The sequence below is a fragment of the Thioclava sp. GXIMD2076 genome, assembly GCF_037949795.1.
GTDB lineage: Bacteria > Pseudomonadota > Alphaproteobacteria > Rhodobacterales > Rhodobacteraceae > Thioclava > Thioclava kandeliae.
The window spans coordinates 2,314,069-2,339,554 of sequence record NZ_CP149932.1 but is presented as its reverse complement, the minus strand read 5'-3'; the positions used below and the strand labels follow the sequence as shown (position 1 = coordinate 2,339,554).

Annotated in this window: 20 protein-coding genes; 12 read left to right on the top strand and 8 right to left on the bottom strand. The window is 62.5% G+C overall.

Annotated features, from left to right (window positions below; translation table 11 throughout):
• Positions 1 to 2: 2 nt before the first annotated feature.
• Positions 3 to 1,049 carry an extracellular solute-binding protein gene (locus WDB91_RS11475; protein WP_339112693.1) on the bottom strand — a complete coding sequence of 349 codons (1,047 nt, stop codon included), beginning with the start codon at positions 1,047 to 1,049 and terminating at the stop codon, positions 3 to 5.
• 177 nt (positions 1,050 to 1,226) lie between these two features.
• On the opposite strand from WDB91_RS11475, the gene WDB91_RS11470 reads away from it, so the two are divergent.
• The 5 genes from WDB91_RS11470 to WDB91_RS11450 all read left to right on the top strand — a co-directional run bounded on the left by WDB91_RS11470 (position 1,227) and on the right by WDB91_RS11450 (position 8,197).
• Positions 1,227 to 2,642, top strand: a complete 1,416-nt coding sequence (locus WDB91_RS11470) for a deoxyribodipyrimidine photo-lyase (protein ID WP_339112692.1) — start codon at positions 1,227 to 1,229, stop codon at positions 2,640 to 2,642.
• A gap of 75 nt (positions 2,643 to 2,717) precedes the next feature.
• A complete protein-coding gene (locus WDB91_RS11465) occupies positions 2,718 to 3,206 on the top strand; it encodes a TrgA family protein (protein WP_339112691.1) in 489 nt (162 codons plus the stop codon).
• A gap of 47 nt (positions 3,207 to 3,253) precedes the next feature.
• Complete coding sequence (locus WDB91_RS11460) at positions 3,254 to 4,393, top strand: NUDIX domain-containing protein (protein ID WP_339112690.1); 1,140 nt, start codon at positions 3,254 to 3,256, stop codon at positions 4,391 to 4,393.
• Between the two features lie 253 nt (positions 4,394 to 4,646).
• Entirely contained in the window at positions 4,647 to 5,678 is a 1,032-nt protein-coding gene (locus WDB91_RS11455; RefSeq protein ID WP_339112689.1) for a cysteine synthase A, read from the top strand.
• The gene (locus tag WDB91_RS11450; RefSeq protein WP_339112688.1) at positions 5,675 to 8,197 is read left to right on the top strand and encodes a DUF3772 domain-containing protein; all 2,523 of its coding nucleotides are present in this window, start codon (positions 5,675 to 5,677) and stop codon (positions 8,195 to 8,197) included. The genes WDB91_RS11455 and WDB91_RS11450 overlap by 4 nt, the downstream gene beginning before the upstream one ends.
• Before the next feature lie 33 nt (positions 8,198 to 8,230).
• On the opposite strand, the gene dld is transcribed toward WDB91_RS11450, so the two are convergent.
• Positions 8,231 to 9,910, bottom strand: a complete 1,680-nt coding sequence (gene dld / locus WDB91_RS11445) for a D-lactate dehydrogenase (protein WP_339112687.1) — start codon at positions 9,908 to 9,910, stop codon at positions 8,231 to 8,233.
• A 181-nt stretch (positions 9,911 to 10,091) separates the two neighbouring features.
• Here dld and prfA point away from each other — a divergent pair, with 181 nt between their 5' ends.
• The 3 genes from prfA (at position 10,092) to WDB91_RS11430 (ending at position 13,138) form a co-directional block, all read left to right on the top strand.
• Positions 10,092 to 11,153, top strand: a complete 1,062-nt coding sequence (prfA, locus tag WDB91_RS11440; protein ID WP_339112686.1) for a peptide chain release factor 1 — start codon at positions 10,092 to 10,094, stop codon at positions 11,151 to 11,153.
• Positions 11,154 to 11,155: 2 nt separating this feature from the next.
• Positions 11,156 to 12,001, top strand: a complete 846-nt coding sequence (prmC, locus tag WDB91_RS11435) for a peptide chain release factor N(5)-glutamine methyltransferase (protein ID WP_339112685.1) — start codon at positions 11,156 to 11,158, stop codon at positions 11,999 to 12,001.
• Positions 12,002 to 12,325: 324 nt separating this feature from the next.
• Positions 12,326 to 13,138, top strand: a complete 813-nt coding sequence (locus WDB91_RS11430; protein WP_339112684.1) for a DUF4167 domain-containing protein — start codon at positions 12,326 to 12,328, stop codon at positions 13,136 to 13,138.
• Between the two features lie 56 nt (positions 13,139 to 13,194).
• Here the strand turns inward: WDB91_RS11430 and rsmA are convergent, their stop codons facing one another.
• The 6 genes from rsmA to lptF all read right to left on the bottom strand — a co-directional run bounded on the left by rsmA (position 13,195) and on the right by lptF (position 21,019).
• On the bottom strand, positions 13,195 to 14,037 hold the full coding sequence (gene rsmA / locus WDB91_RS11425; protein WP_339112683.1) for a 16S rRNA (adenine(1518)-N(6)/adenine(1519)-N(6))-dimethyltransferase RsmA: 843 nt from the start codon (positions 14,035 to 14,037) through the stop codon (positions 13,195 to 13,197).
• Positions 14,038 to 14,132: 95 nt separating this feature from the next.
• Positions 14,133 to 15,104 carry a 4-hydroxythreonine-4-phosphate dehydrogenase PdxA gene (gene pdxA, locus WDB91_RS11420; RefSeq protein ID WP_339112682.1) on the bottom strand — a complete coding sequence of 324 codons (972 nt, stop codon included), beginning with the start codon at positions 15,102 to 15,104 and terminating at the stop codon, positions 14,133 to 14,135.
• 79 nt (positions 15,105 to 15,183) lie between these two features.
• On the bottom strand, positions 15,184 to 16,464 hold the full coding sequence (locus WDB91_RS11415; protein WP_339112681.1) for a peptidylprolyl isomerase: 1,281 nt from the start codon (positions 16,462 to 16,464) through the stop codon (positions 15,184 to 15,186).
• Positions 16,465 to 16,520: 56 nt separating this feature from the next.
• Positions 16,521 to 18,782, bottom strand: a complete 2,262-nt coding sequence (gene lptD / locus WDB91_RS11410) for an LPS assembly protein LptD (protein ID WP_339112680.1) — start codon at positions 18,780 to 18,782, stop codon at positions 16,521 to 16,523.
• A 3-nt stretch (positions 18,783 to 18,785) separates the two neighbouring features.
• The gene (lptG, locus tag WDB91_RS11405; RefSeq protein WP_339112679.1) at positions 18,786 to 19,901 is read right to left on the bottom strand and encodes an LPS export ABC transporter permease LptG; all 1,116 of its coding nucleotides are present in this window, start codon (positions 19,899 to 19,901) and stop codon (positions 18,786 to 18,788) included.
• Complete coding sequence (lptF, locus tag WDB91_RS11400) at positions 19,898 to 21,019, bottom strand: LPS export ABC transporter permease LptF (protein WP_339112678.1); 1,122 nt, start codon at positions 21,017 to 21,019, stop codon at positions 19,898 to 19,900. Before lptF ends, lptG begins: the two co-directional genes overlap by 4 nt.
• Positions 21,020 to 21,248: 229 nt before the next feature.
• On the opposite strand from lptF, the gene WDB91_RS11395 reads away from it, so the two are divergent.
• The 4 genes from WDB91_RS11395 to tgt all read left to right on the top strand — a co-directional run bounded on the left by WDB91_RS11395 (position 21,249) and on the right by tgt (position 25,391).
• On the top strand, positions 21,249 to 22,712 hold the full coding sequence (locus WDB91_RS11395) for a leucyl aminopeptidase (RefSeq protein WP_339112677.1): 1,464 nt from the start codon (positions 21,249 to 21,251) through the stop codon (positions 22,710 to 22,712).
• Between the two features lie 3 nt (positions 22,713 to 22,715).
• Complete coding sequence (locus WDB91_RS11390; RefSeq protein ID WP_339112676.1) at positions 22,716 to 23,177, top strand: DNA polymerase III subunit chi; 462 nt, start codon at positions 22,716 to 22,718, stop codon at positions 23,175 to 23,177.
• Between the two features lie 213 nt (positions 23,178 to 23,390).
• Positions 23,391 to 24,143, top strand: a complete 753-nt coding sequence (locus tag WDB91_RS11385) for a YoaK family protein (protein ID WP_339112675.1) — start codon at positions 23,391 to 23,393, stop codon at positions 24,141 to 24,143.
• Positions 24,144 to 24,260: 117 nt separating this feature from the next.
• The gene (gene tgt, locus WDB91_RS11380) at positions 24,261 to 25,391 is read left to right on the top strand and encodes a tRNA guanosine(34) transglycosylase Tgt (protein ID WP_339112674.1); all 1,131 of its coding nucleotides are present in this window, start codon (positions 24,261 to 24,263) and stop codon (positions 25,389 to 25,391) included.
• Positions 25,392 to 25,486 lie beyond the last annotated feature (95 nt).

The following is a 25,486-nucleotide window of genomic DNA, read 5'->3' as shown; positions in this document are numbered from 1 at the left end:
CCTTAGAAGCCGGCTTTGATTTTCTCGAACTCTGCCAGCTGGCGTTCGCGCATCTGCGGATCGTTCGGCGTCTGGGCGAGGATCGGTGCGTCGACATGGCCAAGGCCCGCTTCATCCAGATCCTCTTTCGAGAACTGTTCCATCGCCTTCACGTTCGAATGGCCATAGCCGATCTCGTCCATGAGCGCGGGGGCGGCTTCGGGGCGCAGCCACGAGTTGATGAAATCATAGGCCTGATCTTCCGAACCGGGGCCGTCCTTGAGGTTCACATAGCCGCAGAAGAAGGTCGAGGAGCCTTCCTTGGCCGCGCGCTGGAAGGCCACCGGATAGCCGTCGGCCTTGAGATAGGTCACGCCGTCATTCCACGACCACGAGATCAGCACTTCGCCCGAGGCCATGGTCTGGGCCTGTTCGGAAGGGTCGGTCCAGTAGGATTGCACGTTCTTATGCGCCTTGCGCAGCCAGTCGGCGGCGGCCTGGAACTGGTCTTCGGTGACATTGGTCCAGTCGGAGACGCCGGTGGCGAGATAGGCCAGTGCCCAGACATCGTCCGAGCTGTCGGGCAGCGAGATACGGCCTTCATATTTGGGGTTCAGGAACACATCGAGCGAGGCCACATCTTCGGCAGGCACTTCGTCGGGGTTATAGGCGATGGCGGTCGCACCCCAGTCGGTGGGGATATACCAGACGCCTTCATCATCCTTGAAGATCTTGGAATCGAGGAATTTCGGGTCGATATCCTTGAAGGCGGGAATGCGCGAGACATCCCACGGCTCGATCAGGCCGGCGTCACGGTATTTCGACACCATCTGCGAGCAGGGATGGGCGACATCGGCTTTGAAGCCGGAGGCGAGCTTCTGGTAGGCCTCGTCGTCATCGCCGTAGAAGGTATATTGCGGACCTGCGCCGTATTTCTCGGCATATTGCGCGAAGATCCCCGGAATCTCGAAGCCGGACCAGTCGAAGACCAGCAGGTCGGGGCTTTCGGCCTGTGCCTGCAGGCCGAAGAGACAGGCCGCGCCTGCGAGCAAGGAGGAGATGCGTTTCATGGAAAACCCCTGTTTTGTTCTAATCTGCCCACGACGCTAATTCGGCCCGCTTTCACCGGCAAGGGGGATTTTCACGCCACCGTGCCTGCATGTGATATTGTGATCGGGCTGGACGCGGGGCCTTTGCCAGCTACCTAGCGGTATCAATAGTTTGATGCTTGGATGCGGGAGGCCGTCATGGCAAAAAAACCGGTAATTCTATGGCTCCGGCGCGATTTGCGGCTGCATGACCATCCCGCCATGGTCGCGGCCGCAAAAGATGGCGCACCCGTGATCTGTGTGTTCATCCATGACGAGATCGTGGCGCAAACAGGGGCTGCGGCAAAGTGGCGCTGGGGCGAGGCGATCGCCAGCTTCGCTGCCCGCCTCGAGGAAATCGGCAGCCGTCTGATCCTGCGTCGTGGCGAGGCGCTCGAGGTCTTGCAGGCGCTCGTCAAGGAAACCGGTGCCGAAGCGGTGCATTGGTCGCGCGCCTATGATCCGGCCTCGATCGCGCGGGACAAGGCGGTCAAGACGGCCCTGAAAGAAGAGGGGATCGAGGCACAGAGCCATAAGGGGCATCTGATGTTCGAGCCGTGGGATGTAGCCACCGGAAAGGGCGAGCCCTATAAGGTCTACACACCCTATTGGAACGCGGTGAAGGGGCGCGGGGTCGAGCCGCCCTGCGACACGGTCAGCGCCCTCGAGCCGCCCCAGACATGGCCCGAGAGCGAGACGCTTGACGACTGGCAGATGGGGGCTGCAATGCGGCGCGGTGCGGCGGTTCTGGCACAATATGCCTGTATCGGCGAGGCCTCCGCGCAGGGGCGGATGGCCGCCTTTCTTGGTCAGAAGATCGATGGATACAAAACCGCTCGCGATCAGGTCGATCAGAACGGCACCTCCAACCTGTCGGAGAACCTGACCTATGGCGAGATCAGCCCGCGCAGCCTCTGGCATGCCGGTTGGTCGCGCATGGAGGCGGGCAGTGCAGGGGCCGAGACCTTCCTCAAGGAACTGGTGTGGCGCGAATTCGCGTGGCATCTGCTCTATCATTTCCCCAAGCTCGACCATGCGAACTGGCGGGAGGAGTGGAACGGGTTCGAGTGGCGGCGCGATAATAACGAGGCCGAGGACTGGCGGCGCGGACGCACCGGCGAGCCCTTCGTCGATGCCGCCATGCGCGAGATGTTCGTAACAGGCCAGATGCATAATCGCGCGCGGATGATTGTGGCCTCCTATCTGACGAAACATCTGCTGACCGATTGGCGGGTGGGGCTGCGCTGGTTCGAGGACTGTCTGACCGATTGGGATCCGGCCTCCAACGCGATGGGCTGGCAATGGGTGGCAGGGTGCGGCCCCGATGCCTCACCCTATTTCCGCATTTTCAATCCTGCCGCACAGGCCGAGAAATTCGACCCCAAGGGCAGCTATCGCCGCAAATGGATCGCGGAAGGGGCGAAAAACCCACCGCAGACCGCGCTGCATTATTTCGAGGCGATCCCGAAATCATGGGAGATGACGCCCGATGACCGCTATCCCGATCCGCTGGTGGACCTCAAGGCGGGGCGCGAAAAAGCGTTGGCGGCCTATGAGCGCCATCGTAACGGGTAAGCGGGCGTCGAATTGCGCCAGTATTTCCAATTTTCGACATATTCCTATGGCATCAAGCCTCTTATCTGAGGCGGCATGGGGCAGGATATGCAGAAGATCGGCTATGGCAATCCGCGGGCGCGAATGCCCACGGCCTCGCGCGCGGTTGCAGCAGTACTACTGGCGGCAGTGGCGGGTGGCGGAGCGGTGCTTGCGCTGAGGGCATTGCCAGGGGCCGCCATCTATAGTGGCTATAGCATGGTCATGGCAGCCACGGGACTTTTGTGTGGCTGGTACGGGCTCGGGCGCGAAGGGCTGAACTCGCTCTACCGCGCGATCCTCGGCGGTTTGCGGATGGCCCTCTATCTGGGGGCGATGACCGTAGTCTATCTGGGCGGCTCCGAGATGTTCCGCCATGCGCAGATGGTGAAAAGCACCAATGTTCTGGGCACATTGCTTGATGGTGTAGGCTTCGGGATCGGGGCGGCCGAAAAATTACTTTCTGTTGAGATTGCCGGTATGGTTGTTGCGGGTTGCGTTATGGCTGCTATCTTGACATGGCTTACACAGCGGCGTCTGCCCTGAGGGTGGACCGTTCTTGTATGACCTCCAAGTCCTGATCGGGTGATTGCGTGACCAAAACCTATTTCTTTTACGGAACACTCAGTTACCCGCCGCTTCTGGAGCGCGTTCTGGGGCGGATGCCCAATATGCGCCCCGCTTTTCTGGATGGCTTCGAGCCGCGCATCGCGCGCCGCAATGGCGAGGACCAGCCCTTTCCGATCCTCGTGCCCTCCGATCTGGGCGTGCCCGGTATCCTGATCGACACGGAGACCGAGGCGGAAGAGACCAGACTTGCCGATTACGAGGGCGGCTATCGTCTGCATGCGGTCGAGGTGGTGGCGGATGGCACCGGCGGCACGACACCCGCACAGGTCTTTATGCCCGACGAGGGTGCATGGGAGGTTGGCGAGCCGTGGGATATTGCCGAATGGGCAGAGACATGGGGCGAGCTGGCCACGGAGGCGGTCGAAGACACTATGGCGAGCCTCGCCGATCTGAGTTTCGACGAGATTTATGACCGCCGCGAGCAGATGCTGGTGCGTGCCGCCGCCCGTGTGCGGGCGCGCGAGACGAGCCCTGCATCCTTGCGCCGGCAGGCCGCTTTGACGGATGTGGTGGTGCGCGAACGCCGTTCGCCCTATGCCAAATTCTTCGCGGTCGAGGATTATGATCTGCAGTTCCGCAAGTTCAACGGTGCGTTTTCCGCACCGATGGAGCGGGCGGTGTTCGTATCTTGCGATGCGGCGGTTGTGCTGCCCTATGACCCGCTGCGCGACAGGGTGCTACTGATCGAGCAGTTCCGCGTCGGACCTATGGCGCGGGGCGATGGCAATCCGTGGCTTCTCGAGGCGATCGCGGGGCGCGTAGATGCACTGGAAAGCCCCGAACAAACCGCTCTGCGCGAAGCCGAGGAAGAGGCGCATCTGGCGCTCAAAGAGCTGGTGCCGGTGGCGCAATATTACTCCTCGCCGGGAGCCAAGACCGAATATATCTATTCCTATATCGGGATTGCGGATCTGGATGATCAGGCGGCCGCACCCGGTGGTCTGGACGAGGAGGGCGAGGATATCCGCCCGCATATGATCAGTTTCGAGCGCATGGTCGAGCTGCTCGATAGCGGCGAGCTGAACAACTCCATGGTCGTCATTTGTGCACAGGCCCTGATCCGCAAGCGCGAGGCGCTGCGTGCGCAGTTCGGTGCGGCCTGACCTCCTTGCGGGGTGCAGGATAAACTAAGGACATTGGCACGTTTGTCGGAGCTTTGATCCGATCACGGCCCGTTCCTGTCCTATACACGGAACGTATGTTTCGCGTATTGCTGTTTCGATATACGTTTGTTCGCCGATATGGCGCAGTGCCGTCCCATCCTGATAAGAATATGACTTGAGGCCGCTCTGGTGGCGTCCTAAGTCTGGTGCCAAGAAAACGGCCGTGACGCGCGGCAAGCGATGGAGGAAGACCATGAGAACATGCGAGGATCTGGCACAGGCGGTTGGTAATACGCCGCTGATCAAGCTTAAGAAAGCCTCCGAGCTGACCGGTTGCGACATCTACGGCAAGGCGGAGTTCCTTAATCCGGGCCAGTCTGTGAAAGACCGCGCGGCATTGTTCATCATCCGTGACGCCATCGCGCGCGGGCAGCTGAAGCCTGGCGGGACGATCGTCGAGGGGACTGCGGGCAATACCGGCATCGGTCTGGCGCTGGTTGGCGCCTCGATGGGCTTCAAGACTGTGATCGTCATCCCCGAGACCCAGTCTCAGGAGAAAAAGGACATGATCCGTCTGGCAGGCGCCGAACTGGTGCAGGTGCCGGCGGCGCCCTACAAGAACCCCAATAACTATGTCCATTACTCGCGCCGTCTCGCCGAGGAACTGGCCAAGACCGACCCCAATGGCGTGATCTGGGCCAACCAGTTCGATAATACCGCCAACCGCGAGGCCCATATCCAGACTACGGGCCCGGAAATCTGGGAACAGACAGACGGCAAAGTGGATGGTTTCATCTGCTCGGTGGGCTCGGGCGGCACCTTCGCCGGCACCGGTATGGCGTTGCAGCCCAAAGGCGTGAAGATCGGCCTTGCCGATCCCGATGGTGCGGCGTTGCACAGCTATTATACGACCGGCGAGCTGAAAGCCGAAGGGTCTTCCATCACTGAAGGCATCGGTCAGGGTCGGATCACCGCCAATCTCGACGGGTTCAAACCGGACTTTTCCTATAACGTGCATGATGCCGAAGCGCTGCCGATCGTGTTCGATCTGCTGCAGGACGAAGGGCTCGTCTTGGGGGGCTCGTCGGGCATCAATATCGCTGGTGCGATCAGGATGGCGCAGGAAATGGGGCCGGGCCACAAGATCGTGACGATCCTGTGCGACTATGGCAACCGCTACCAGTCCAAGCTCTTCAATCCCGAGTTCCTCAAAGAGAAATCGCTGCCGGTTCCTGATTGGCTAGACCGTGCGCCCAAAGCGATGCCCGAGGTCTTCGAGGGATGATCTCAAGCCTTCTGCGCGCAGTCGCCACCGTCTTCTTCCTTATGGTTGCGGGCATGGCCTGCGCGCAGGACCAGACTACCCCCGATTATAAATCATGGGAAAAGCAGGCCGCCTCCGCACAGGCGCTGCTTGATAAGGATCAGGCAAAAGTTGGCGATAAGGATCTCGAGGATCTGCGCGCGAACCTGGTCAGCTGGCGTGATAAATTTACCGCCGCGCGTGACACGAATTCCGGTCAGATCAAGACGATACGCGATCAGATTGATGCGTTGGGTCCAGCGCCTGCCGAAGGCGAGACCGAAGACGAGGCGATTGCCAAACGGCGTAGTGACCTCAATGATCAGCTGTCGAAATTGCAGGCTCCCTCGATTACCGCGACCGAGGCCGCGACGCGCGCCGACGGGTTGATCCGCTCTATCGATAGCGAATTGCGCACCCGCTCCACCGACAAGCTACTGCGGCTCTCTCCATCGCCTCTGAACCCCGTCAACTGGGGCTCTGCGCTTTCGCTTGCGGGCACTCTGACCGGTGCGCTCTATGACGAGAGCGTCACTCAGCTCGAAAGCACGACGCGTTTCGAGCAGCTGCGCGAGAACGGCCCCGTCATAGGCGGGCTTGTCTTGGTGGCGCTGGTGCTCTTGGGGCGTGGGCGACGCTGGATGGAGGACCTTTCGCAATGGCTTCTGGACAGATCCTCGATGCGGGCGCGGATGCTGATCGAGATGATCGTCTCGATCGGGCAGATCCTCGTGCCGCTGGGCGGGATCGTTCTGCTGCTTCTGGCGCTGCAATATTCAGGGCTGTTCGGCGCGACCTGGCAACAGTTCCTGCGTGTGCTGGCAGGGGTGGCAACGGTCACGCTGTTCTCGGCATGGCTGGCGGGGCGGCTTTTCCCGTGGAATGACCGTCAGGCAAGCCCGTTCAACCTGCTCAGCGAGCGCCGCGCCGAGGGACGGCTCCTCGTTGTGTCCATGGGCTTCCTGCAGGCTATGTGGGACCCATTCGGGCGCTGGGTCGTTGATCAGTCTATGGTGCTGACGCGGGCGGAGATCAGTTCGGCCACTGCTGATGCGGCAAGTTCGGCGGCTACCCAGATGGACGGGGCGCTGGCCTCTTTGACCTTGCCGCTGCAGATCCTTGCGGGGCTGGCGCTGTTCCGCACAGGCGCGATCCTGCGCCGTCATGTGCGCAACGATGACCGGCAATCGGCAGACCGTGCCTTTGGAGACGGAATCGTCAAGCTCGTCGGCAATGCGGTCATTCTGGTGGCCGTCATGGGGCCCGTGCTGGGCGCGATCGGCTATATCAACGCCGCCAACCAGCTGATCTGGCCGATGATCAAATCGCTCTTCCTCGCGGGGCTTGTGCTCGTGCTGCAGCGCTTCTTTGCAGAGCTTTATGTGGTGGTGACCAAGCGTGAGGATGACGGGCGCGACAGCCTCGTGCCGATTCTCGCGGGCTTCTTGCTGGTGTTGGCGGCCCTGCCGGTTCTGGCGCTCAACTGGGGCGCGCGGGTCGAGGACCTGATGGAGCTGTGGACGACCTTCCGCAACGGGTTCGACATGGGAGGCGTGCGGATTTCGCCCAGCATCTTTATGGTCCTGGCGATTGTTTTCAGCATCGGCTATGTGATTACACGCGGTGTTCAGGCGGCCCTGCGCTCCACGATCCTTCCCAAAACCAAGATCGACAAGGGCGGGCAGAACGCGATCCTGTCAGGGATCGGCTATCTGGGGATTTTCCTTGCCGCTCTGGTGGCGATCTCCTCGGCGGGGATCGATCTCAGTTCGCTTGCCATCGTGGCAGGGGCGCTGTCGGTGGGCGTGGGCTTCGGTCTCCAGACCATCGTGCAGAACTTTGTCTCCGGCATCATCCTTCTGATCGAGCGTCCGATTTCCGAGGGCGACTGGATCGAGGTGGGCACCCAGATGGGGGTGGTGAAGGCGATCTCGGTGCGCTCTACGCGGATCGAGACCTTCGACCGCACCGAGGTCATCGTGCCCAATGCCGATCTGATCTCGGGGCAGGTCACCAACTGGACGCGCGGCAATATGACGGGGCGGCTTATCGTGCCGCTGGGCGTGGCCTATGGCACCGATACCCGCAAGATCGAGAAGATCCTGCTGGAGATTGCCGAAGACCAGCCGACGGTCATGATGGATCCGGCGCCCAATGTTGTCTTCATGGGCTTTGGTGCCGATAGTCTGAATTTCGAGATCCGGGTGATCCTGTCGGATGTGAACTTCAAGCTGCGGGTCATGTCGGAGATCAACCACCAGATCGCGGCGCGCTTCGCACGCGAGGGGATCGAGATTCCATTTGCACAGCGCGATATCTGGCTGCGGAACCCCGAGGCGCTTTCGGGGCGCTACGAGGACCGTCCTGCGCGTTGGCGCGATACCGATGACGAAGGGCATCGCCGCAAGGCAGGCGATCTGGCACAGGCCGAAAAGCCGCGCCCGCTCGGAACACCACAACCCGGTGAGGGGATGGAAGATCCCGGAGGAGATGGCCGCTGAGGCAAATGGAAAAGGCCCCCGAGGGGGGCTTTTTCAATAGTAGTGCTTCTTGCGGGACTGTTTGCCAAGCCCCGGATTGAAACTGTTTGTCGGATCGCAGGCGCAATAATGGGCGGCCAGTTCTGGCTTGGCCTCGTAGAGATGGCCCACATTATGCTCGGCCGGATATTCGGCCCCGCGCTGGTCGAGGATCTCGAGCATCGCGTGTTTGAGCACCTTGGGATCGGCGCTTTTCTTCACGACATAATCCTGATGCAGCACATGGCAGAAGAAATGCCCGTAATAGAGCTTGTGCGCAATCTGGGCGTCGAGCGCTGCGGGCAGGGTCTCGAACCAGTCCTCGTCATTGCGGCGCAGCGCGATATCGAGGGCGACGATATCGGCCACATCCTTCTCGTGCAGCGCCATATAGCGCACCGCAGCCCCTGCGGCGGCAAAGCGGTGTAGCCCTGCGATCTTGGTCTCCCGCGCATCGCAGGCGAAGAAATCTGCCTCCTCGCCGTTACAAAGCGTTTCGAGCGTCTGTTCGGCAGCCTCGATCCCCTCATCTCGCATCTTCAGGATCAGATGATGCTCGAACCGGTCGCGGAAGGCGGTCAGCCGTTTGGGCAGGATCGAGGGCCAGAGAGTGGCAAAGAGTTGCAGGGCCTTGTCGGTCAGGTGGCGGGTCGGGCCGAACCGGTTCAGACGTCCGTCGATCGCGCCCTTGAGCGCGAAGAAGGCGGGCAGCCGGTCTGTGCCGAGCTTGTCGATGGCCAGCACGGTGTCCTTGCCGTATTTCTCGGTGATGTCGAAGGCGTCGCGATGCATGTATTCGCCGGAGATCGGCAGGACGGGGAAATCCTTGAGGATCGTCCGGCGCAAGCGCGTGAGGATCTCGGTCGAATTGGTGCCGATATAGAAGGTCTTGGAACGGTCGGGCCGCGCGAAAGTGTCGAGACGCACGGCAAAGACCGCGAGCTTTCCGGCACAGCCCGAAGCCTCGTAAAGCCGTCCCGGATCGGCGTTGAAACGCGCAGGCGTCGCGGCCTCGATATCGCGCACCCGCGCCGCATAGCCCTGATCGGAGGCATTGCGGTTACCGCCCGTGTCGATAGCCCCCCAGTCCCCGTGCTCGACGCGGCGCAAGATCTCTTCGGGTGATGATCCAAGATCGATTCCCAAGTGATTGACAAGATGCAGATTTCCATCGGCGTCGAGCTGGGCGAAAAGCGCCATCTCGGTATAGGAAGGGCCGCGCTCGATCAGGGCACCGCCCGAATTGTTACAGACACCGCCGATGACAGACGAGCCGATACAGCTCGATCCGATCACCGAATGCGGATCACGTCCGAGCGGGTCGAGCGCCTTTTCCAGTCCGAATAATGTGGCTCCCGGAAGCGCCACGACCTGCCGGCCCCCATCGAGAAGGTGGATCGCGTCGATGCGCAGCGTGGAGAGGATCACCACATCACGGTCATAGCTGCCCTTGGGGGTCGAGCCCTCGGTGAGACCGGTATTGGCCGATTGCATGATGATGATTGTGTCCGCCTTCACGCAGGCCTGCAGCACCTTCCACTGTTCCACGAGAGAGCCGGGGCGCACGACCGCCAGCGCCTCGCCGCTCCCCGAGCGGTAGCCATGCCGGAAGCGTTCGGTGGCGCGCGGATCGGTCAGGACATGGCGCGCACCCACGATGGATTTCAATTCGGCAATCAGGGGCGTCTCGGCCATGGGGCTCATCCTCGGGTGAAGGGTTACAGACTGGATCGGGATCAAGGATAGGGCTTGGATCCGGTGCAGTCATCCGAAAAATCGGTAATTGGTAAGAAAGTTTATCCAATACTGGTATTGGGTCGCGTAATCCGGCGCGAGCCTCTTGACCGGCGGGTGGAAAACGGCAACAGCGAAACGCATGATACCCACTGACCGCCTGCATCAGATCCGCGACCGTTACGGTTTTCTCGAAGCCCAGCTTTCGAGCGGGCCGGACCCTGCCGCCATTGCGCGTATCTCGCGCGAATATGCCGAGCTAAAGCCGGTGGTCGAGCAGATCGAGAACTGGTTGCAGGCGCAAAACGATCTGGCCGAGGCCGAGGGCTGGCTGGCAGATCCCGAGATGAGGGATCTGGCCGAGGAGGAGCTGCCGCTGATCCGCGCGCGCCTGCCGCAACTCGAACAGGCGCTGCGTCTGGCACTTCTGCCCAAGGATGCCGCCGATGCGCGGCCCGCAATTCTCGAGATCCGTCCCGGAACGGGGGGCGATGAGGCCGCGCTTTTTGCGGGCGATCTTTTGCGGATGTATCAGCGCTATGCCGACCAACGTGGCTGGCGCGTCGAAATGCTGGAATATGCCGAGACCGAGCTCGGCGGGATCAAGGAAGTCATGCTGCGGATCGAAGGCGAGGGCGTGTTCGCGCGGCTCAAGTTCGAATCGGGAGTGCATCGGGTCCAGCGCGTGCCCGCGACCGAAGCGGGCGGGCGTATCCATACCTCTGCGGCCACTGTGGCCGTGCTGCCAGAGGCCGAGGAGGTTGATATCGACATTCCTGCCAGCGATATCCGTATCGATACGATGCGGGCCTCGGGCGCGGGCGGCCAGCACGTCAATACAACCGATTCTGCCGTGCGGATCACGCACCTGCCCACGGGGCTCGTGGTGACCTCCTCGGAGAAATCACAGCACCAGAACCGCGCCAATGCCATGGCGGTGCTGCGCGCAAGGCTCTATGATATGGAGCGCGCGCGGATGGATGCCGAGCGTTCTGCCGCGCGCAAGGGGCAGGTCGGCTCTGGCGACCGCTCCGAGCGCATCCGCACCTATAATTTCCCGCAAGGACGGTTGACCGATCACCGGATCAACCTCACGCTCTATGCGCTGACACAGGTGATGGCGGGCGAGCTGGACGAGATCATCGACGCGCTGATCGCCGACGATCAGGCGCGGCTTCTGGCCGAGATGGAAGGGCAGTCGTGAGGATGCCAGTCATACTGCAGGGCGGGGTCTTGTTGCGCGAGGGCGTGGTGCTTTTGCGCGAGGCGGGGGTGGAGAGTGCCGCGGGTGATGCGCGCAGGCTTCTGGCCCATGCGCTGAAGATCGCGCCGGACCGGTTGACGCTGGCGTTGCATGACCCGGTGGACGAGGCGGCACAGGCGCGTTTCCGGACCTATATCGCGGCGCGCAGCCAGTTCCGGCCGGTGGCGCAGATCACCGGCGAGCGGCTGTTCTGGGGGCGGCCATTCCGTGTGACATCCGATACGCTCGATCCGCGCCCCGAAACGGAGGTTCTGATCGAACATGCGCTCGCGGCGCCGTTTGAGAGAGTGCTGGATCTGGGCACCGGAACGGGCTGTATCCTGTTGACCCTGCTTGCCGAAATGCAATCCGCGCAGGGGCTGGGGGTGGATGTGTCCAGCGCGGCTCTGGCCGTCGCGCAGACCAATGCCGTAGATCTCGGGCTCCAGCAACGTGCGGAATTCTGTCTCTCGGACTGGTTTTCCTCGGTGAGCGGACAGTTCGATCTGATCGTCTCGAACCCGCCCTATATCGCTGAAGACGAGATGGCGGGGCTGTCACGCGATGTGCGCGACTGGGAGCCCCATCTGGCGCTGACCCCCGGAGGGGACGGTCTCTCGCCTTACCAGCGGATTGCCGAAGGGTTGGCGCGGCATCTGGCCCCTGCGGGGCGCGTGCTTTTCGAAATCGGTCCGACTCAGGGCAAGGCAGTCTGTGACTTCTTGGAGCATCAGGGGCTTGAAGAGTGCCGTATTTGGCCCGATCTTGATGGAAGAGACCGCGTGGTCGCGGCACGACGCCCCGCCTGAGGCGGCGCGCGCACATCATTGCGGGCGGAGCGGGCTTCGCTTTACGAAAATGTCACGCCATTTCGGCGACAATGAGCGAAAAAAGCGGAGAGAGAGGCAAATCCAGCTTGCAGGAACCGCCGTGACATGCTTATCAGGGGATGTGCACGGAGAAACCGAGTTTCCCGGCATGGCTCAGCTTCACACTGCGGGCTTGGTTGGAGGGCGCTAGACGCTTCGCACAACCAGACTGTCCCGCTCGGCGCGGTCTGATCACTTTCTGATCCGACCCAGACCTTGTCAAAACCGCTAGAATATATAGGCGGATAAATCGAACGAAAGCAGATGAGATCATCCAAATCACGTTCGCGTTCCAAATCGAACCGGCAGCGTTCCATCGGTAACATCATCAACCGGGTTTTCGAAAGCTCGGGGCCGGAGGGCAAGGTTCGCGGAACGCCGCAGCAGATCATCGAGAAATATCTTGGACTTGCACGGGATGCACAGCTCTCCAACGACCGCGTTGCAGAGCAGAACTTCCTGCAGCATGCCGAGCATTACACGCGTCTTCTGCATGAAGCACAGCGCGAGATGGCGCAACGCCAGAACAACAATCAGGGCAATGGCAACCAGAGCAATGGAAGCCAGAGCAACGGCAATGACGGGCAGGACGGGAATGGCCAATCGAACGGTCAGCCCAATATGCACTCGAACGGCAATGCCGATCAACGGCAGCCCGAAACGTCGGATGCAGAGACAGACACCCAGAGCGAATCCCGGAGCTGGCGCAAGCACGAGAGTGCAGGCGAGAGCGATGCCGTCGAGGCCGATGATTCCAATCTGGTAGAGACCCCCGAGAGCCGTTCGGAGCCACGCGGGAACCGCCGCGCGCCGCGTTCGGTCGAGACGGTCGTCTCCGATGCCGCCGATCTTCCGCTGGAGGCGCCGAAATCCTCGCAACCCGAGGACGCTCCTGCAGAGGCCCCTGCGGCCGAGGAAAAGCCCAAACGCCCGCGCAAGCCGCGTGCGAAGAAAGCCGATACGGCCGAGGGCGAGAAGCCCAAGACCACGCGCAATCGTCGGAAGCCCAAAGCGGCTGAGGGGGATGTAGCGGACGGCGCGAAACCTGCCGAAGATACATCCAAAGCAGCGAGCTGATCTTCCGTTTCCTATTGAAAAGCCGCCCGTGGTGACCACGGGCGGCTTTTTAGTGTTCAGCGGGCATCGATAATGCGGGACAGGCGGCACCATTCCTCGATGGTGACCCGCTCGGCGCGCTGGGTCGGCGGAATACCGGCGGCATCCAGCTTGGCCTCGATATCGGGAGCGACCGATTTGAGCGAGGCACGCAGCATCTTGCGCCGCTGGTTGAAGCCAGCCGCCACGACGCGCGAGAGGGTCTTGGCATCGGCCGGATAGCGTGGCTCGGGCAGGGCCTTGAGATGGACGACTGCCGAATGCACCTTGGGCGCAGGCGTGAAGGCCTCGGGCGGCAGCGACATCACGATACGTGCTGTCGTGCGCCACTGCGCCAGAATTGCCAGCCGTCCGTAATGGTTATCCCCCGGCTGCGCGACGATCCGTTCGGCCACCTCGCGCTGGAACATCAGGGTCAGGCTATCCCATTGCGGAGGCCATTCCTTGGGGGTAAGCCAGCGCACCAGAAGCTCGGTGCCCACATTATAGGGCAGGTTGGCGGCGATCTTGTAGGGCGTGCGCAGATGGGTGCTGACATCCACCTCCAGCGCATCGCCATTGATCACCTCGAGCCGTCCGGGATAGTGCGCTGCGATCTCGGCCAGCACCGGCATACAGCGCGGATCCTTCTCGATCGCCAGCACCTTGCGTGCGCCCTCGGCCAAAAGGCCACGGGTCAGCCCTCCCGGACCGGGGCCGACCTCCAGCACGTCATGGCCCTCCAGCGCACCGGCGGCACGGGCGATCTTGGCGGTCAGGTTCAGATCCAGCAGGAAGTTCTGGCCAAGCTGTTTCTTCGCAACCAGCTCGTGGTCGCGGATTACGTCCCGCAGAGGCGGAAGCCCATCGATCGCTGCCATGGCTCTATCCTGTCTGTTCTCATGCAAAAGGCCCGAAAGCACGGGCTTCCGGACCTGCATGGGGATAGGGGAGCCTCGCGCCTTAGGCAAGGGCCTTAGCGGCGGGCACGACCCATCGTATCGGCCATCTCGAGCGCGGCAATCAGGCTTGCGGGGCTGGCTTGACCGGTGCCCGCAATGTTGAAGGCAGTGCCATGATCGGGCGAGGTGCGCACGAAGGGCAGGCCCAGCGTGACATTTACCCCCGAGTCGAAGGCCAGCGTCTTGATCGGGATCAGCGCCTGATCGTGATAGGCGCAGATGGCGGCGTCATATTGTGCGCGGGCGGCCTTGTGGAACATGGTATCGGCGGGAAGCGGACCGCTGACTGCATAGCCCTCCGCGCGCAGATTGGCGATCTCGCGGATCATCCAGTCCTGCTCCTCGGAGCCCATCGCACCGCCTTCGCCTGCATGGGGATTGAGGCCTGCAATCGCGATCTGCGGATTCTCCAGCCCGAAATCCTGGCTCAGCCCGTTATGGGTGATCCGCACCGCTTTGCGCAGAACTTCCGCATTGAAAGCGGTTGGAACCTCGCTCAAAGCGATATGGATCGTGGCGGGCACAACGCGCAGCTCGTCACAGGCCAGCATCATCACCACATCGGCGCCGCCTGCCAGATGGGCGAGATATTCAGTATGGCCGGGAAAGGCGAAGCTGGCGCCGTCCTTGAGCACCTTCTTGTTGATCGGGGCCGTGCAGAGCGACGAGCCCTCGCCGCGCATCACCAGATCGACGCCGCGCGCGATCACATCGACCACGGCGCGGGCATTGTCGAGATCGGGCTCTCCGGGAATGGCGGCCTTGGGGAATTCATGCACCAGCACCGGCATGGCGCTTCCGGCATGGCTGACGGCCTCGGACGGATGGCCGATCTCGCGGATCTTGCTGCCACGCGGCAGATGGGCCGGATCGCCCAGCCACACGAAGGGAAGCCGCGCGCCCAGGGCTTCCCATGCCTTCACGGCCAGTTCCGGACCGATACCCGAAGGCTCTCCGCAGGTAAGGATGACAGGTGGTTGAGCCATGGGACTTATCCCTTGTTTACAATTGGTTGAAAGGAACAGCTAGGTCTGTTCCTTCCGCAATCAAGCCCGAAGCCGCCGCTCAGGGACGGGTGATCACCGCCGCATCCCGCAGATCGGCCAATAGCCCGTCCGCCTGGATCTGGATCTGACGGTTCTCGAGACCCGATTGTGCGGATTTCGCCGTAGGCGTCTCGATCTGGCCATCCTCGCCCTGGCGTGCCACCTCGCGCGAGCACAGCATCAGTAGCGCCGTATTGCCGCCCTGCGACAGAAGCTCGGTCTCGCCCGGATCAAGCGTGCTCAGCGCGACCGAGATATCCTGCGGGAAGCTCGACGGGCTGCCGCTCTCGCGCACCAGCCGGCTTGCGGGCAGATCCTGCGCCAGCGGGTAGAGCGCATCGCAGGTATGATGGGCCGCACGGACCTGCGCCAGACGGCGGGCCGCTTCCTCGCTGCCTTTGGCGCCCAGCGTATAGAGCGCGTAATCGACCTTCTGGCTGCCCGATTGCGCGGGGCCGTTCTCGTCGATCGCGCGCAGGCGGAACACGGCCACCGCATTCGGGATCTCGATCGGACCGGTGGTCTGGCCCGGTTTCAGCGCAAGGATACGGGCACGCAGCGGCCCGGGCAGGTTCGAGACCGGCATCCAGTCGAGCGCCCCCCCGTTCTCGCGCGAGCGCGAGGCGGAGACATGGCTGGCGATATCGGCAAACTGGGCGGCGCTTGCGCTGCTGGCCTGCTGAGCCAGTTGCATGGCTTCCTGTTCATGGCCCTCGGTGGGGATGATCAGCTCGGACATCAGCACGCGGGTAGTCTGGCCGCGCTGCGAGGTCGGGCTCAGAGCGCGCTGGACCTGCAGTTCGGAAATCGCGATCCGGCCGCCGAATTGCGCCCGCACCACCTTGCGCCACAACAGGCCCGCTTTGGTGAAATCGCGGAATGTCTGCGCATCGACGCCTTCCTGACCGATGGCTGCGAGGAATTTCTTCGCATCGAGATTGGCGCGCGAGGCGAATTCTTCCATCCCTTGCTGGATTTCCTCATCCGTCACGCTCAGCCCCATACGCTTGGCTTCCCAGACCTGAAGCCGGTCGGAGATCAGCGCATCGATTGCGGCCTGGCGCGGGTTTTTCTCTGTCGTGCCAAGCACTTCGAGCATCCGCTCTCGCTGGCTGATCTCGTAGCTGGTGATCCCGAGGCCGTTCACGGTCAGCTCGGGGGCAAACATGCCCTGCGCGCTCACCGTGCCTGCGGGGGCCAGAAGGGCCAGTGCCAGAACCGAAACGCAGCCAAGTCGCGCCACCGTCCCACGCAATGCTTTAAAGCTCTTGCTTGTCGCCATGCCTGTGATCGCCGTCATGAATATACCTGCTTTTTCGTCATTGGCCCGCCTGCCGCGACAGAGGGGCAACTGCCTTATCTTACACAGACCTTGCTGGCCGAGGTTCCGTCATTGGCACCGCCAAATCCGGCCAGAGCAACAGAAAGTCCGACGCTTGTTTCGGGGTCCACATTAGTCGAGGACGTGAAGCGGCGCGAGAGGGAAAGATCGACGCTCACGCAATCATTTACCCATGTCACGCCGAGTTTAGCCTTGGCTGCGCGCTCGGCCACCAGATCGTAGCGCGCATCGAAGGTGCCCGACCAGCCGCGTGCCCATTTCCATTCGCTATCAAGTTGAAGCTCGGAAATATCCTCGCTCGTGCCGGCCAGGATATCCTTGTCCATCCACAGATAGCCTGCCGCCAGATCGTATTTCTCGCCCGAGAAGGCCAGACGCAGCTCTTCGCGGGTGGCATCGAACTCGTCATCGAACTGGGCGCGGTTCGAGAGCGTCAGCCCGTTCGATGTCTGCAAATTGCTGGCCAGCAGCCAGTCCGAGCGGTTGCCCGACAGCGCGCTGGTGGAGGAGAACTGGTCCAGATCCTCGGCATAGAAGACGCGGCCCACCGTGCTGCCCAGCGACCAGCCGGTGGCATCATAGCGCGTATAGCTGACGCCCAGATTGGCGCGCAGGCCACGCTCGCGCGCATCAAGGCCGGGGTAGCGCGAGAGGCTGAAGAGATTGCCTTCGTCGAACTCGCGCAGCGTGCTGTCCTCGTTTGGCGCGCGGGTGAGATTGTTGGGCGCCCAGACGACCTGCGCGATGGGTTCGATCACATGGGCGGCGCGACCCGTGGATTTGGTCCAAGGCCAGCGGATCTCGGTTGCGAGCTGCGGCTGGGCGCGCAGGATCGTGCTGTCGAAGCTGTCGTCATTATTGATGGCAAAGGCATCGGCGGCCAGCTGCGCCTGCGTGCTGGCGAGAATGCCATAGCCCAGAAGCCAGTTGCGCCGCCAGTTCGCGGTCAGCGAGCTGCGGGTCATGTCGCGCCCGTCGGAGATATTGTCCCAATCGGGGCCATCGGTGGTGGCGTTCGAGCTACGGCGATAGGTCTCGAAATCCCAGCTCGCGGTCAGCTCGCCGCCGATCGTGGAAGGATGGAAGACCTTGGTCCATTCGGCATCGCCCGCGAGCATGGGGTCGGTCTCGTTGCTCTCGTCATCGCGCAGCGTATGGGTGCGACCGGCACGGGCCCAGACCAGCTCGTCGGGGCGCACCCGTTCGAGCTTCAGCCCCGACCACAGCCGGTCCGCATCGTCGATATCGTAATTCAGCAGATAGGCATCATCGGAGACGAGCTGCAGCTGCAGCCCCAGCTTGAACTCGTCGGGCAGGGTGAAGGAGCCATTGGCAAAGAGATAGCCCCGATTTGCCCCCTTGATGATCCCGTCATTGGAGAAGGCGCCCGAGATATCGATATTACCGTCATTGAATACACGGCGGTAGCGTAGGCCAAGGGTGCGGGTCCAGCCGCTCGAGATATAGGGTTCGACCAGGAGATCCTGCGTGGGATCGATGGCGAAGAAATAGGGGATCTTGACGCCCGTGCCGAGGCTCGAGGTGCTGCGGTAGCTCGGCGCCAGAAAGCCCGACATGCGGGTCACCGTCGGGTCGGGCAGACGCAGATGCGGCACCCATAGCAGCGGCACACCCCCGACGCGGAACTGTGCATCGTCGAAAGTTAGCTGGCGGGCGGCCTTGTCATGCGAGATCTGCCGCGCGCGGATCTCCCAGAGTGGGCGTTCGCCAACCACGCAGATCTGGCAGGACGAGGCCACGACATTGGTCATCCTGGTGGTGTTCTCGTCCTCGCGCTCGATCTTGGCGGCGGCGAGTTGCAATTCGCGTGCCAGAACCATCCGTGCGCCCAGAAGGATCCCGTGCTGGAGATCGCGCGACAGCTCGGCCTGATCGGCCAGAATGACCGCACCGGCTTCCTTGGGTTCGGTCAGCCGGATCGGGCCTTCCATCTTGATGGTGTTGGCATCGCGGTCATAGGTCACACGCCGTGCAGTGACGCGGTTTCCCTCGTAATAGATCTCGACCGAGCCATCGGCGACCAGCGTGGTCTTGCCGGCAATCGAGATCCGGTCGGCGATCAGGCTGGCGGGCACATCGGACATCTCGCTTTGCGTGCCCTCGCGGTCCTGCGCGAAGACGGGTGTGCCCAGAGCGGCGGTGCCGAGCACCGTGCCAAGGCACAGCGCCGCCATCAACCTTGCCGCCGGTTGGCCGTGGAAAGTGCCGGAACGGGTCGAAGGACGGGTTGCGGGCAGGGTCACGGGCAAGGTCATGGCTCAGCCATCCTCCAGATGCAAAAGCAGGGCAATCGAAAACATCACCGCAATTCCCGGCGGTGCCCATGCCGCCAGAAGGATCGGGATCTGGCCGCTATCGCCCAGAACCTGCGCCACGTTGCGCAGGAAGAAGACCCCCAACCCAGCGATCAGCGCCAGAAGAACCCGTTTGCCGATCCCGCCAAAACGGGTCGGGCGCATGGTGAACCCTGCCGCCAGTAGCACCATTGCCATCATCATAAGCGGTTGTGCAAGCTCCATCTGGAACCAGACCCGATGCTTGAGGGCCGAGAACCCTGCGGCATCGAGCGTGTCGATGAAGGCGGGCAACTGCCAGAGCGGAATCGAGGAGGGCGCGCCAAAGCTGTCACGGATCGAGCTTGCGGTAAGGCTCGTGGCCACCGTCAGCTGCGAGGAGGTCGAGGCATCGCGCTCGGGATTGGTCGAGCGGCCCAAGGGCCAGTCCTTGGCATTGAAGAGCCGCCAATGGCCTTTTTCCAGAACCGCACGGTCGGCCACGATACGGCGCACGGCGAGGTTGTCGCCATCAAGCACGAGGAAGCTGACATCATAGAGCGAGGTCGCATCGCCATTGGCGCGGGCCGCCGAGATGACCGCCTGACCGCTGCGCTGGACGCCTGCGCTGTCCTTGTAGACGGCGCTCTGGCGCATCCAGACGCCATTGCGCCCGACCGAGACCACATCGCGCGTGCCATCGGTCTGGCTCAGTTCGTCATAGCGGTTCTGCGTGGCCGAAACCATCGGGTTGCCGACGCTGATCAGCAGCCCGCCCAGCACGAGCGCGGTCAATAGAGGGCTGATCAGGATGCCCAGAGCCGAGCGTCCCGAGGCGCGTATCACCACCAGTTCCGAGCTGCGCGCGAGATTGAGAAACAGCACCACCGCCCCGAGCAGCATCACCAGCGGCATGATCGTATAGAGCGTCTCGGGAATATTCAGAAGCGACAGCACGACGGCGCGGGTGAAGGTCGCATCCTCGTCAAGCTTGCGCACTTCCTCGACCAGACCGATCAGGAACAGGATGCCCCAGAAACTGCCCAGCACCAGTGCGAAGCTGCGCAGGAATTTGCGCGCGGTATACCAAGCGAGGATCATACCGCACCTGCCTTATGTCTCACGCGCTTGCGCCGCGCTGAAAGAGCCAGTAGCCCGATACTGAAAATCGCCCCGATGACCGCTGGCGCGAAGAGCACGGGCCAAAGGTCGGGCTGCGATTTGGCGAGGCTTTCGCCGACATTGGTCAGCACCTGCACCAGCACCAGAATGACCACCGCAAGCACGATCTGACGCCAGATCCCGAAGCGCGAGAAACTTCCCACCATCAGCGCGGCAAAGCCCACAAGGGCGGCCACCGGCGCCAGCAGCGGCTGGGCCAGACGCATCTTCAGTTCGAGCCCGATCTGGCCGGCGCTACTGCCTGTCTCCTGCGCCGATTGCGCGGGATGGCGCACGAGTTCCCATGTGGTCAGCTGTTCGAGTTTGCGGTTCACCTCCGTCGAGCCCTTGATCAGGCTGCCCAGATCATAGGTAAAGCTCGAGAACCGCGTGACCGAGAGATTGCGTCCCTCCGCGCGCAGGCTTTGCGCGATCCCGTTGAACAGCACGAGTTTCGGGCCGGTCTCTGTGCGCATGATGACCGCCTTCTTGGCCAGATAGCTCATCCGGTTCTCGGGCTTGCGGTTGTCCCAGAGGTAGAAATCCTCCAGCTCGCCATTATCCGAGATCTTGCGAATGTAGATCGAGACCCCGTTCACCGGATGCTGGAACCGTCCCGGTGTCAGCAGGCTGGCGGTAACATTCTCGGCCAGCTGTGCCTGTCGTACGGCCAGTTGCGCGCGCGATTGCGGCACCAGAAAATGGGTCAGCACCGCCATCATCAGCCCGACGAGCACTCCGAAGAACAGGACCGAGCGCGCGATCCGCCACGGCGAGGCCCCTGCGGCCTGCATCGCCACCAGCTCGGATTCGCTCGATAGCCGGTTGATCGCATAGACCGTCGCGGCAAAGGCCGCCAGCGGCAGCACGACCCGGATCACATAGGGCAGGGTGAGGGCCGTGAATTCCAGCACCACGAGTGCGGTCTGGCCGTCCGAGATCAGTTGCTCGAACAGGCTTACCGCCCGGTTGACCCAGTAGATCGATACCAGAACGAGGGCGAAAAACCCGAATATCGCCATGAATTGCGATAGAAGATATCGGTCCAGACGGGTCACGGGGGCGTTTCTCTCCAAATCGCGGCGCTTGCGCGGCAGTCTTTGTCCCGTCTCTACCGCCTTGGCGCGCGCGGGAAAAGCCCGCATGCGGAATTTAGGCGCACCAAACCTGTGAAACCGTGCAGAAATCCGCCGCTCTCCTGCGCTCCACCGCTTTGCCGCATCCGCTTTTCAATCCCTCCGAAGCTTTGTAGGGTCGGGCCAACCGTGGACCAAAAGGGAGACCACCATGACCGACCCCGTTGCCATCAGCTTCACCGAAACAGATCTGGACGCGCTCGAGACCGCGCCCGGTCTGGTGGTCGTCTTTGCCGAGGCCGGACGCAATCTGGGGCTCGCGGGGCGGCGGGTGAACCGGCTGACGCGCGGGGCGCTCAAGCGCGCGGCGGACTCGGAGGCGTTTGCCAAGCTGGAGGCAGGGGCCGCGCTTCGGCTCGAATGGCCCTCGGGGATGGAGGCCGAGCTGGTGCTTCTGGTGCAATTGCCGCGCCGCGCCGATGTGGCGGTTGCCCGCAAGGCGGGCGCCACAATCGCCAGGGCTCTGGGGGAGAAGGGCGCGACCGTGCTCGTCGAAGGTCAGGTGCGCGCGGCGGAGATTTCCTTCGGGCTGGCATTGCGGGCCTACCGCTTCGATTACCACAGCACCGAGACACCCGCCTATGGGGCTGTGCGCTTCATGGCGACGAACCCCGAGAAGCTGGCGCAGGAAAGCGCGCCGATGGCCGCCTTGGCCGAAGGGGTGTTCTTTACCCGCGATCTGGTGAACGAGCCCGCCAATATCCTGACCACCTCCGATTTTGCCGCCCGTCTGGCGGCGATGCAGGAGCTGGGGCTCGATGTCGAGATCCTCGAGGAGGCCGATCTGGAGGCGCTCGGGATGCGCGCGCTTCTGGCTGTGGGGCAGGGCTCGGAAAGTCCTTCCAAGGTTGTAGTCATGAAATGGAATGGCGGAGGGGACGAGCCGCCGCTCGCGCTGATCGGTAAGGGCGTGGTGTTCGATACCGGCGGGATTTCCCTCAAGCCGGGCGCGGGTATGGAAGAGATGACCATGGATATGGGCGGCGCGGGCACGGTGGCGGGCGTCATGCGCACGCTCGCGCTGCGCAAGGCGCGGGCCAATGTGGTGGGTCTGGTCGGCCTCGTCGAGAACATGCCCGACGGGAAGGCCCAGCGTCCGGGCGATATCGTGACCTCGGCCAAGGGCGTGACCATCGAGGTGATCAATACCGATGCCGAAGGCCGCCTCGTGCTGGCCGATGTGCTCTGGTATGCGCAGGAGCATTTCGCGCCCTCGGCGATGATCGATCTGGCAACGTTGACGGGGGCGGTGATCGTGGGGCTCGGGCACGAGAATGCGGGCGTGTTCACCAATAACGAGAGCTTCTCCGAGGCCGTGCTCAAGGCGGCAAAACTCGAGGGCGAGGGCGCATGGCCGCTGCCCTTGCAACCCGCCTATGACAAGCTGATCAAATCGCGTCTGGCAGATATCAAGAACACCGGCGGTCGCGCGGCCGGTTCGATCACGGCGGCGGCCTTCCTCAAGCGCTTTGTCGAGGCGGATGTACCGTGGTGCCATATCGATATCGCAGGCGTGGCGCTGCCGCCCTCCGAGACGGAACTGGCACCGAAAGGCCCGACCGGCTGGGGCGTGATGACGCTCAACCGGCTGATTGCCGAGAAGTTCGAGGGCTGATCGATGGGGGCTGCGCTGTTCTATCATGTCACCCAGTCCTCGGTGCCGGAAGTGGTGGTCAATCTGGCGACCCGCGCGCTCGATCAGGGATGGAAGATAGAGTTGCGCGGCACGCATCCCGAACGGATGCAATGGTATGACCGCAGCCTGTGGGAGATGGGCGGGCCGGAAGGCTTCCTGCCGCACGGGCTGTCGGGGGGCGCATATGACGCGCTGCAACCGGTCCTGCTGTCGACCTCGCCCATGGGCGAGGGACGTCAGGCGGTGCTCAGTGTCGACGGGGCTGCCGTGACCCCCGAGGAGCTGGACCGCCACGAGCGTGTCTGGATCCTGTTCGACGGCCATGACCACGAGGCGCTCGCAACCGCACGCGCCCAGTGGAAAGAGTTCACGCAGGCCGGTGCCAAGGCGCAATACTGGTCCGAGGAAAGCGGGCGCTGGCAGATGAAAACCGAGAGCAGATAACCTCTGGTTGCGTTATCATCACGATAAGTTCATGGAAATGCTGGATAAGGTTTTTTGATACCGGCATATTGATGCCTCAATCTTACACCTTTGGCGGGAATTTGCTGCATCGCCGCATATCCGACGCGGGGACACTCTTGCCCGCGCGAAAATACTCCCGACATGATGGGAATGGTCCTCCAACCTCCCCGCAACTTCATCGAGGGTTTGCCCATGCCTCATAGAAACGCCTCCCTGAAAGCGATGCGCCTGTTCACTGCCCATCGCCGTGCCCCCGAAGCCGATCGCTGGCTCGGGATCGTTCTTGCGCTGATCTCCGGCTCGCTCAATGCGGGCGCATTTCTTATGATGAGCCAGTATGCCTCGCATATGACGGGCCATCTGTCGCAGATGGCGGGCAGTCTGGTAGCCCATAACATGCGGCTTGTGCTGCTCAGCTTCTGTGTGCTGGTCCTGTTTGTTTCGGGGGCGGCGCTGGCTTCGGCCATGATCGCGCGCGGCTTTACCCGTCACTCGCGGCTCACCTATTATGCGCCGCTTGCGCTGCAGGCGCTGCTGATGGCGGTTCTGTCCAGCGCCGAGATCCTGCCACAGCCCTGGGAGGGGCATGTGGGGTTGGGTCTTCTGGCCTTTATTATGGGGCTGCAGAATGCCACCATTACCCGTATCTCGGGCGCGCGGATCCGCACCACCCATGCCACAGGTCTGCTGACCGATATGGGAATCGAGATCGGGCGCGGGCTATACGGGCGCGGTCGCGAGAGCTGCGAGGACGGGTTCGACCGCGCGCGGCTGATGCTCTTCGTGCAACTTGTTGCGGCCTTCGTGCTGGGCGGGATCGCGGGCGGGCTGGGTCATGGCGCCTTTGGCTGGACCTTCGCGCTTGTGCCGGCGGTCGTGCTGTTGGCGATTGCCGGTCTGACCGCGCCGCGTGCGGTGAAGGCCATGAGCCAGAACATCGCCTGAAACCTGCCGGAAATGCGCGAAACGGGGCCGCTTTGGCCCCGTTTTCATATTGTCCTGCAGGAGATGCTTTTCAAATGCCCGCATTCGGCCTATGGGGGCTGCGCAAGGAGACAGGTGATGACAGAAAAATTCAGCTTCGAGCTTCAGTCGACGGATGGTGCGGCCCGTAAGGGGGTGATCCATACCCCGCGCGGTGAGATCCGCACACCTGCCTTCATGCCGGTAGGGACGGCAGCGACCGTGAAGGGCATGATGCCCGAATCCGTGGCCGCAACCGGTGCCGATATCCTGCTGGGCAATACCTATCACCTGATGCTGCGTCCCACTGCCGAACGTGTGGCCGCGCTCGGGGGCTTGCACAAATTCATGAACTGGCAAAAACCGATCCTGACGGATTCGGGCGGGTTCCAGGTCATGTCTCTGGCAGGGCTGCGCAAGCTGACCGAAGAGGGCGTAACCTTCTCTAGCCATGTTGACGGCTCCAAACATATGCTGAGCCCCGAACGCTCGATGGAGATCCAGAAGCTTCTGGGGTCTGACATTGTGATGTGTTTCGATGAATGCCCCGCGCTACCGGCAACCGATAAGGAAGTGGCCCGCGCGATGCAGCTGTCCATGCGATGGGCGCAGCGGTCCAAGGACGCATTTGGCGACCGTCCGGGCCATGCGCTCTTCGGGATCATGCAGGGCGGTGTGACGCCTGAGCTGCGCGAGGAATCGGCCAAAGCCCTGACCGAGATCGGTTTTGACGGCTATGCCATTGGTGGTCTGGCCGTGGGTGAGGGGCAGGAGGCGATGTTTGGCGTGCTGGACTATGCCACCGATTTCCTGCCTGCCGACAAGCCGCGCTATCTGATGGGCGTGGGCAAGCCCGACGATATCGTGGGCGCGGTCGAGCGCGGCGTCGATATGCTGGATTGCGTTCTGCCCTCGCGCTCGGGGCGCACGGGCCAGGCCTGGACCCGCCACGGGCAGATCAACATCAAGAACGCGCGTCACCGCGACGACCCGCGCCCGCTGGACGAAAACTGCGCCTGCCCAGCCTGCCGCAGCTATTCGCGCGCCTATCTGCACCATGTCTTCCGCTCGAACGAGATGATCTCGGGGATGCTGATGACATGGCACAACCTGCATTATTATCAGGATCTTATGCAGGGGATGCGCGATGCGATCGAGGCGGGGACATTCAAGGCGTTTGTCGCCGATTTCCACGCCAAACGTGCCGAGGGCGATATCGAGCCGATCTGAGCGGCCTGTGTTCGGGGATGGAATAAAAAGGGGGCGCTCGCGCCCCCCTTCTTCCAGTCTCCCTGCGGGAGCCGGAATTCAACCCCCGAGGATAT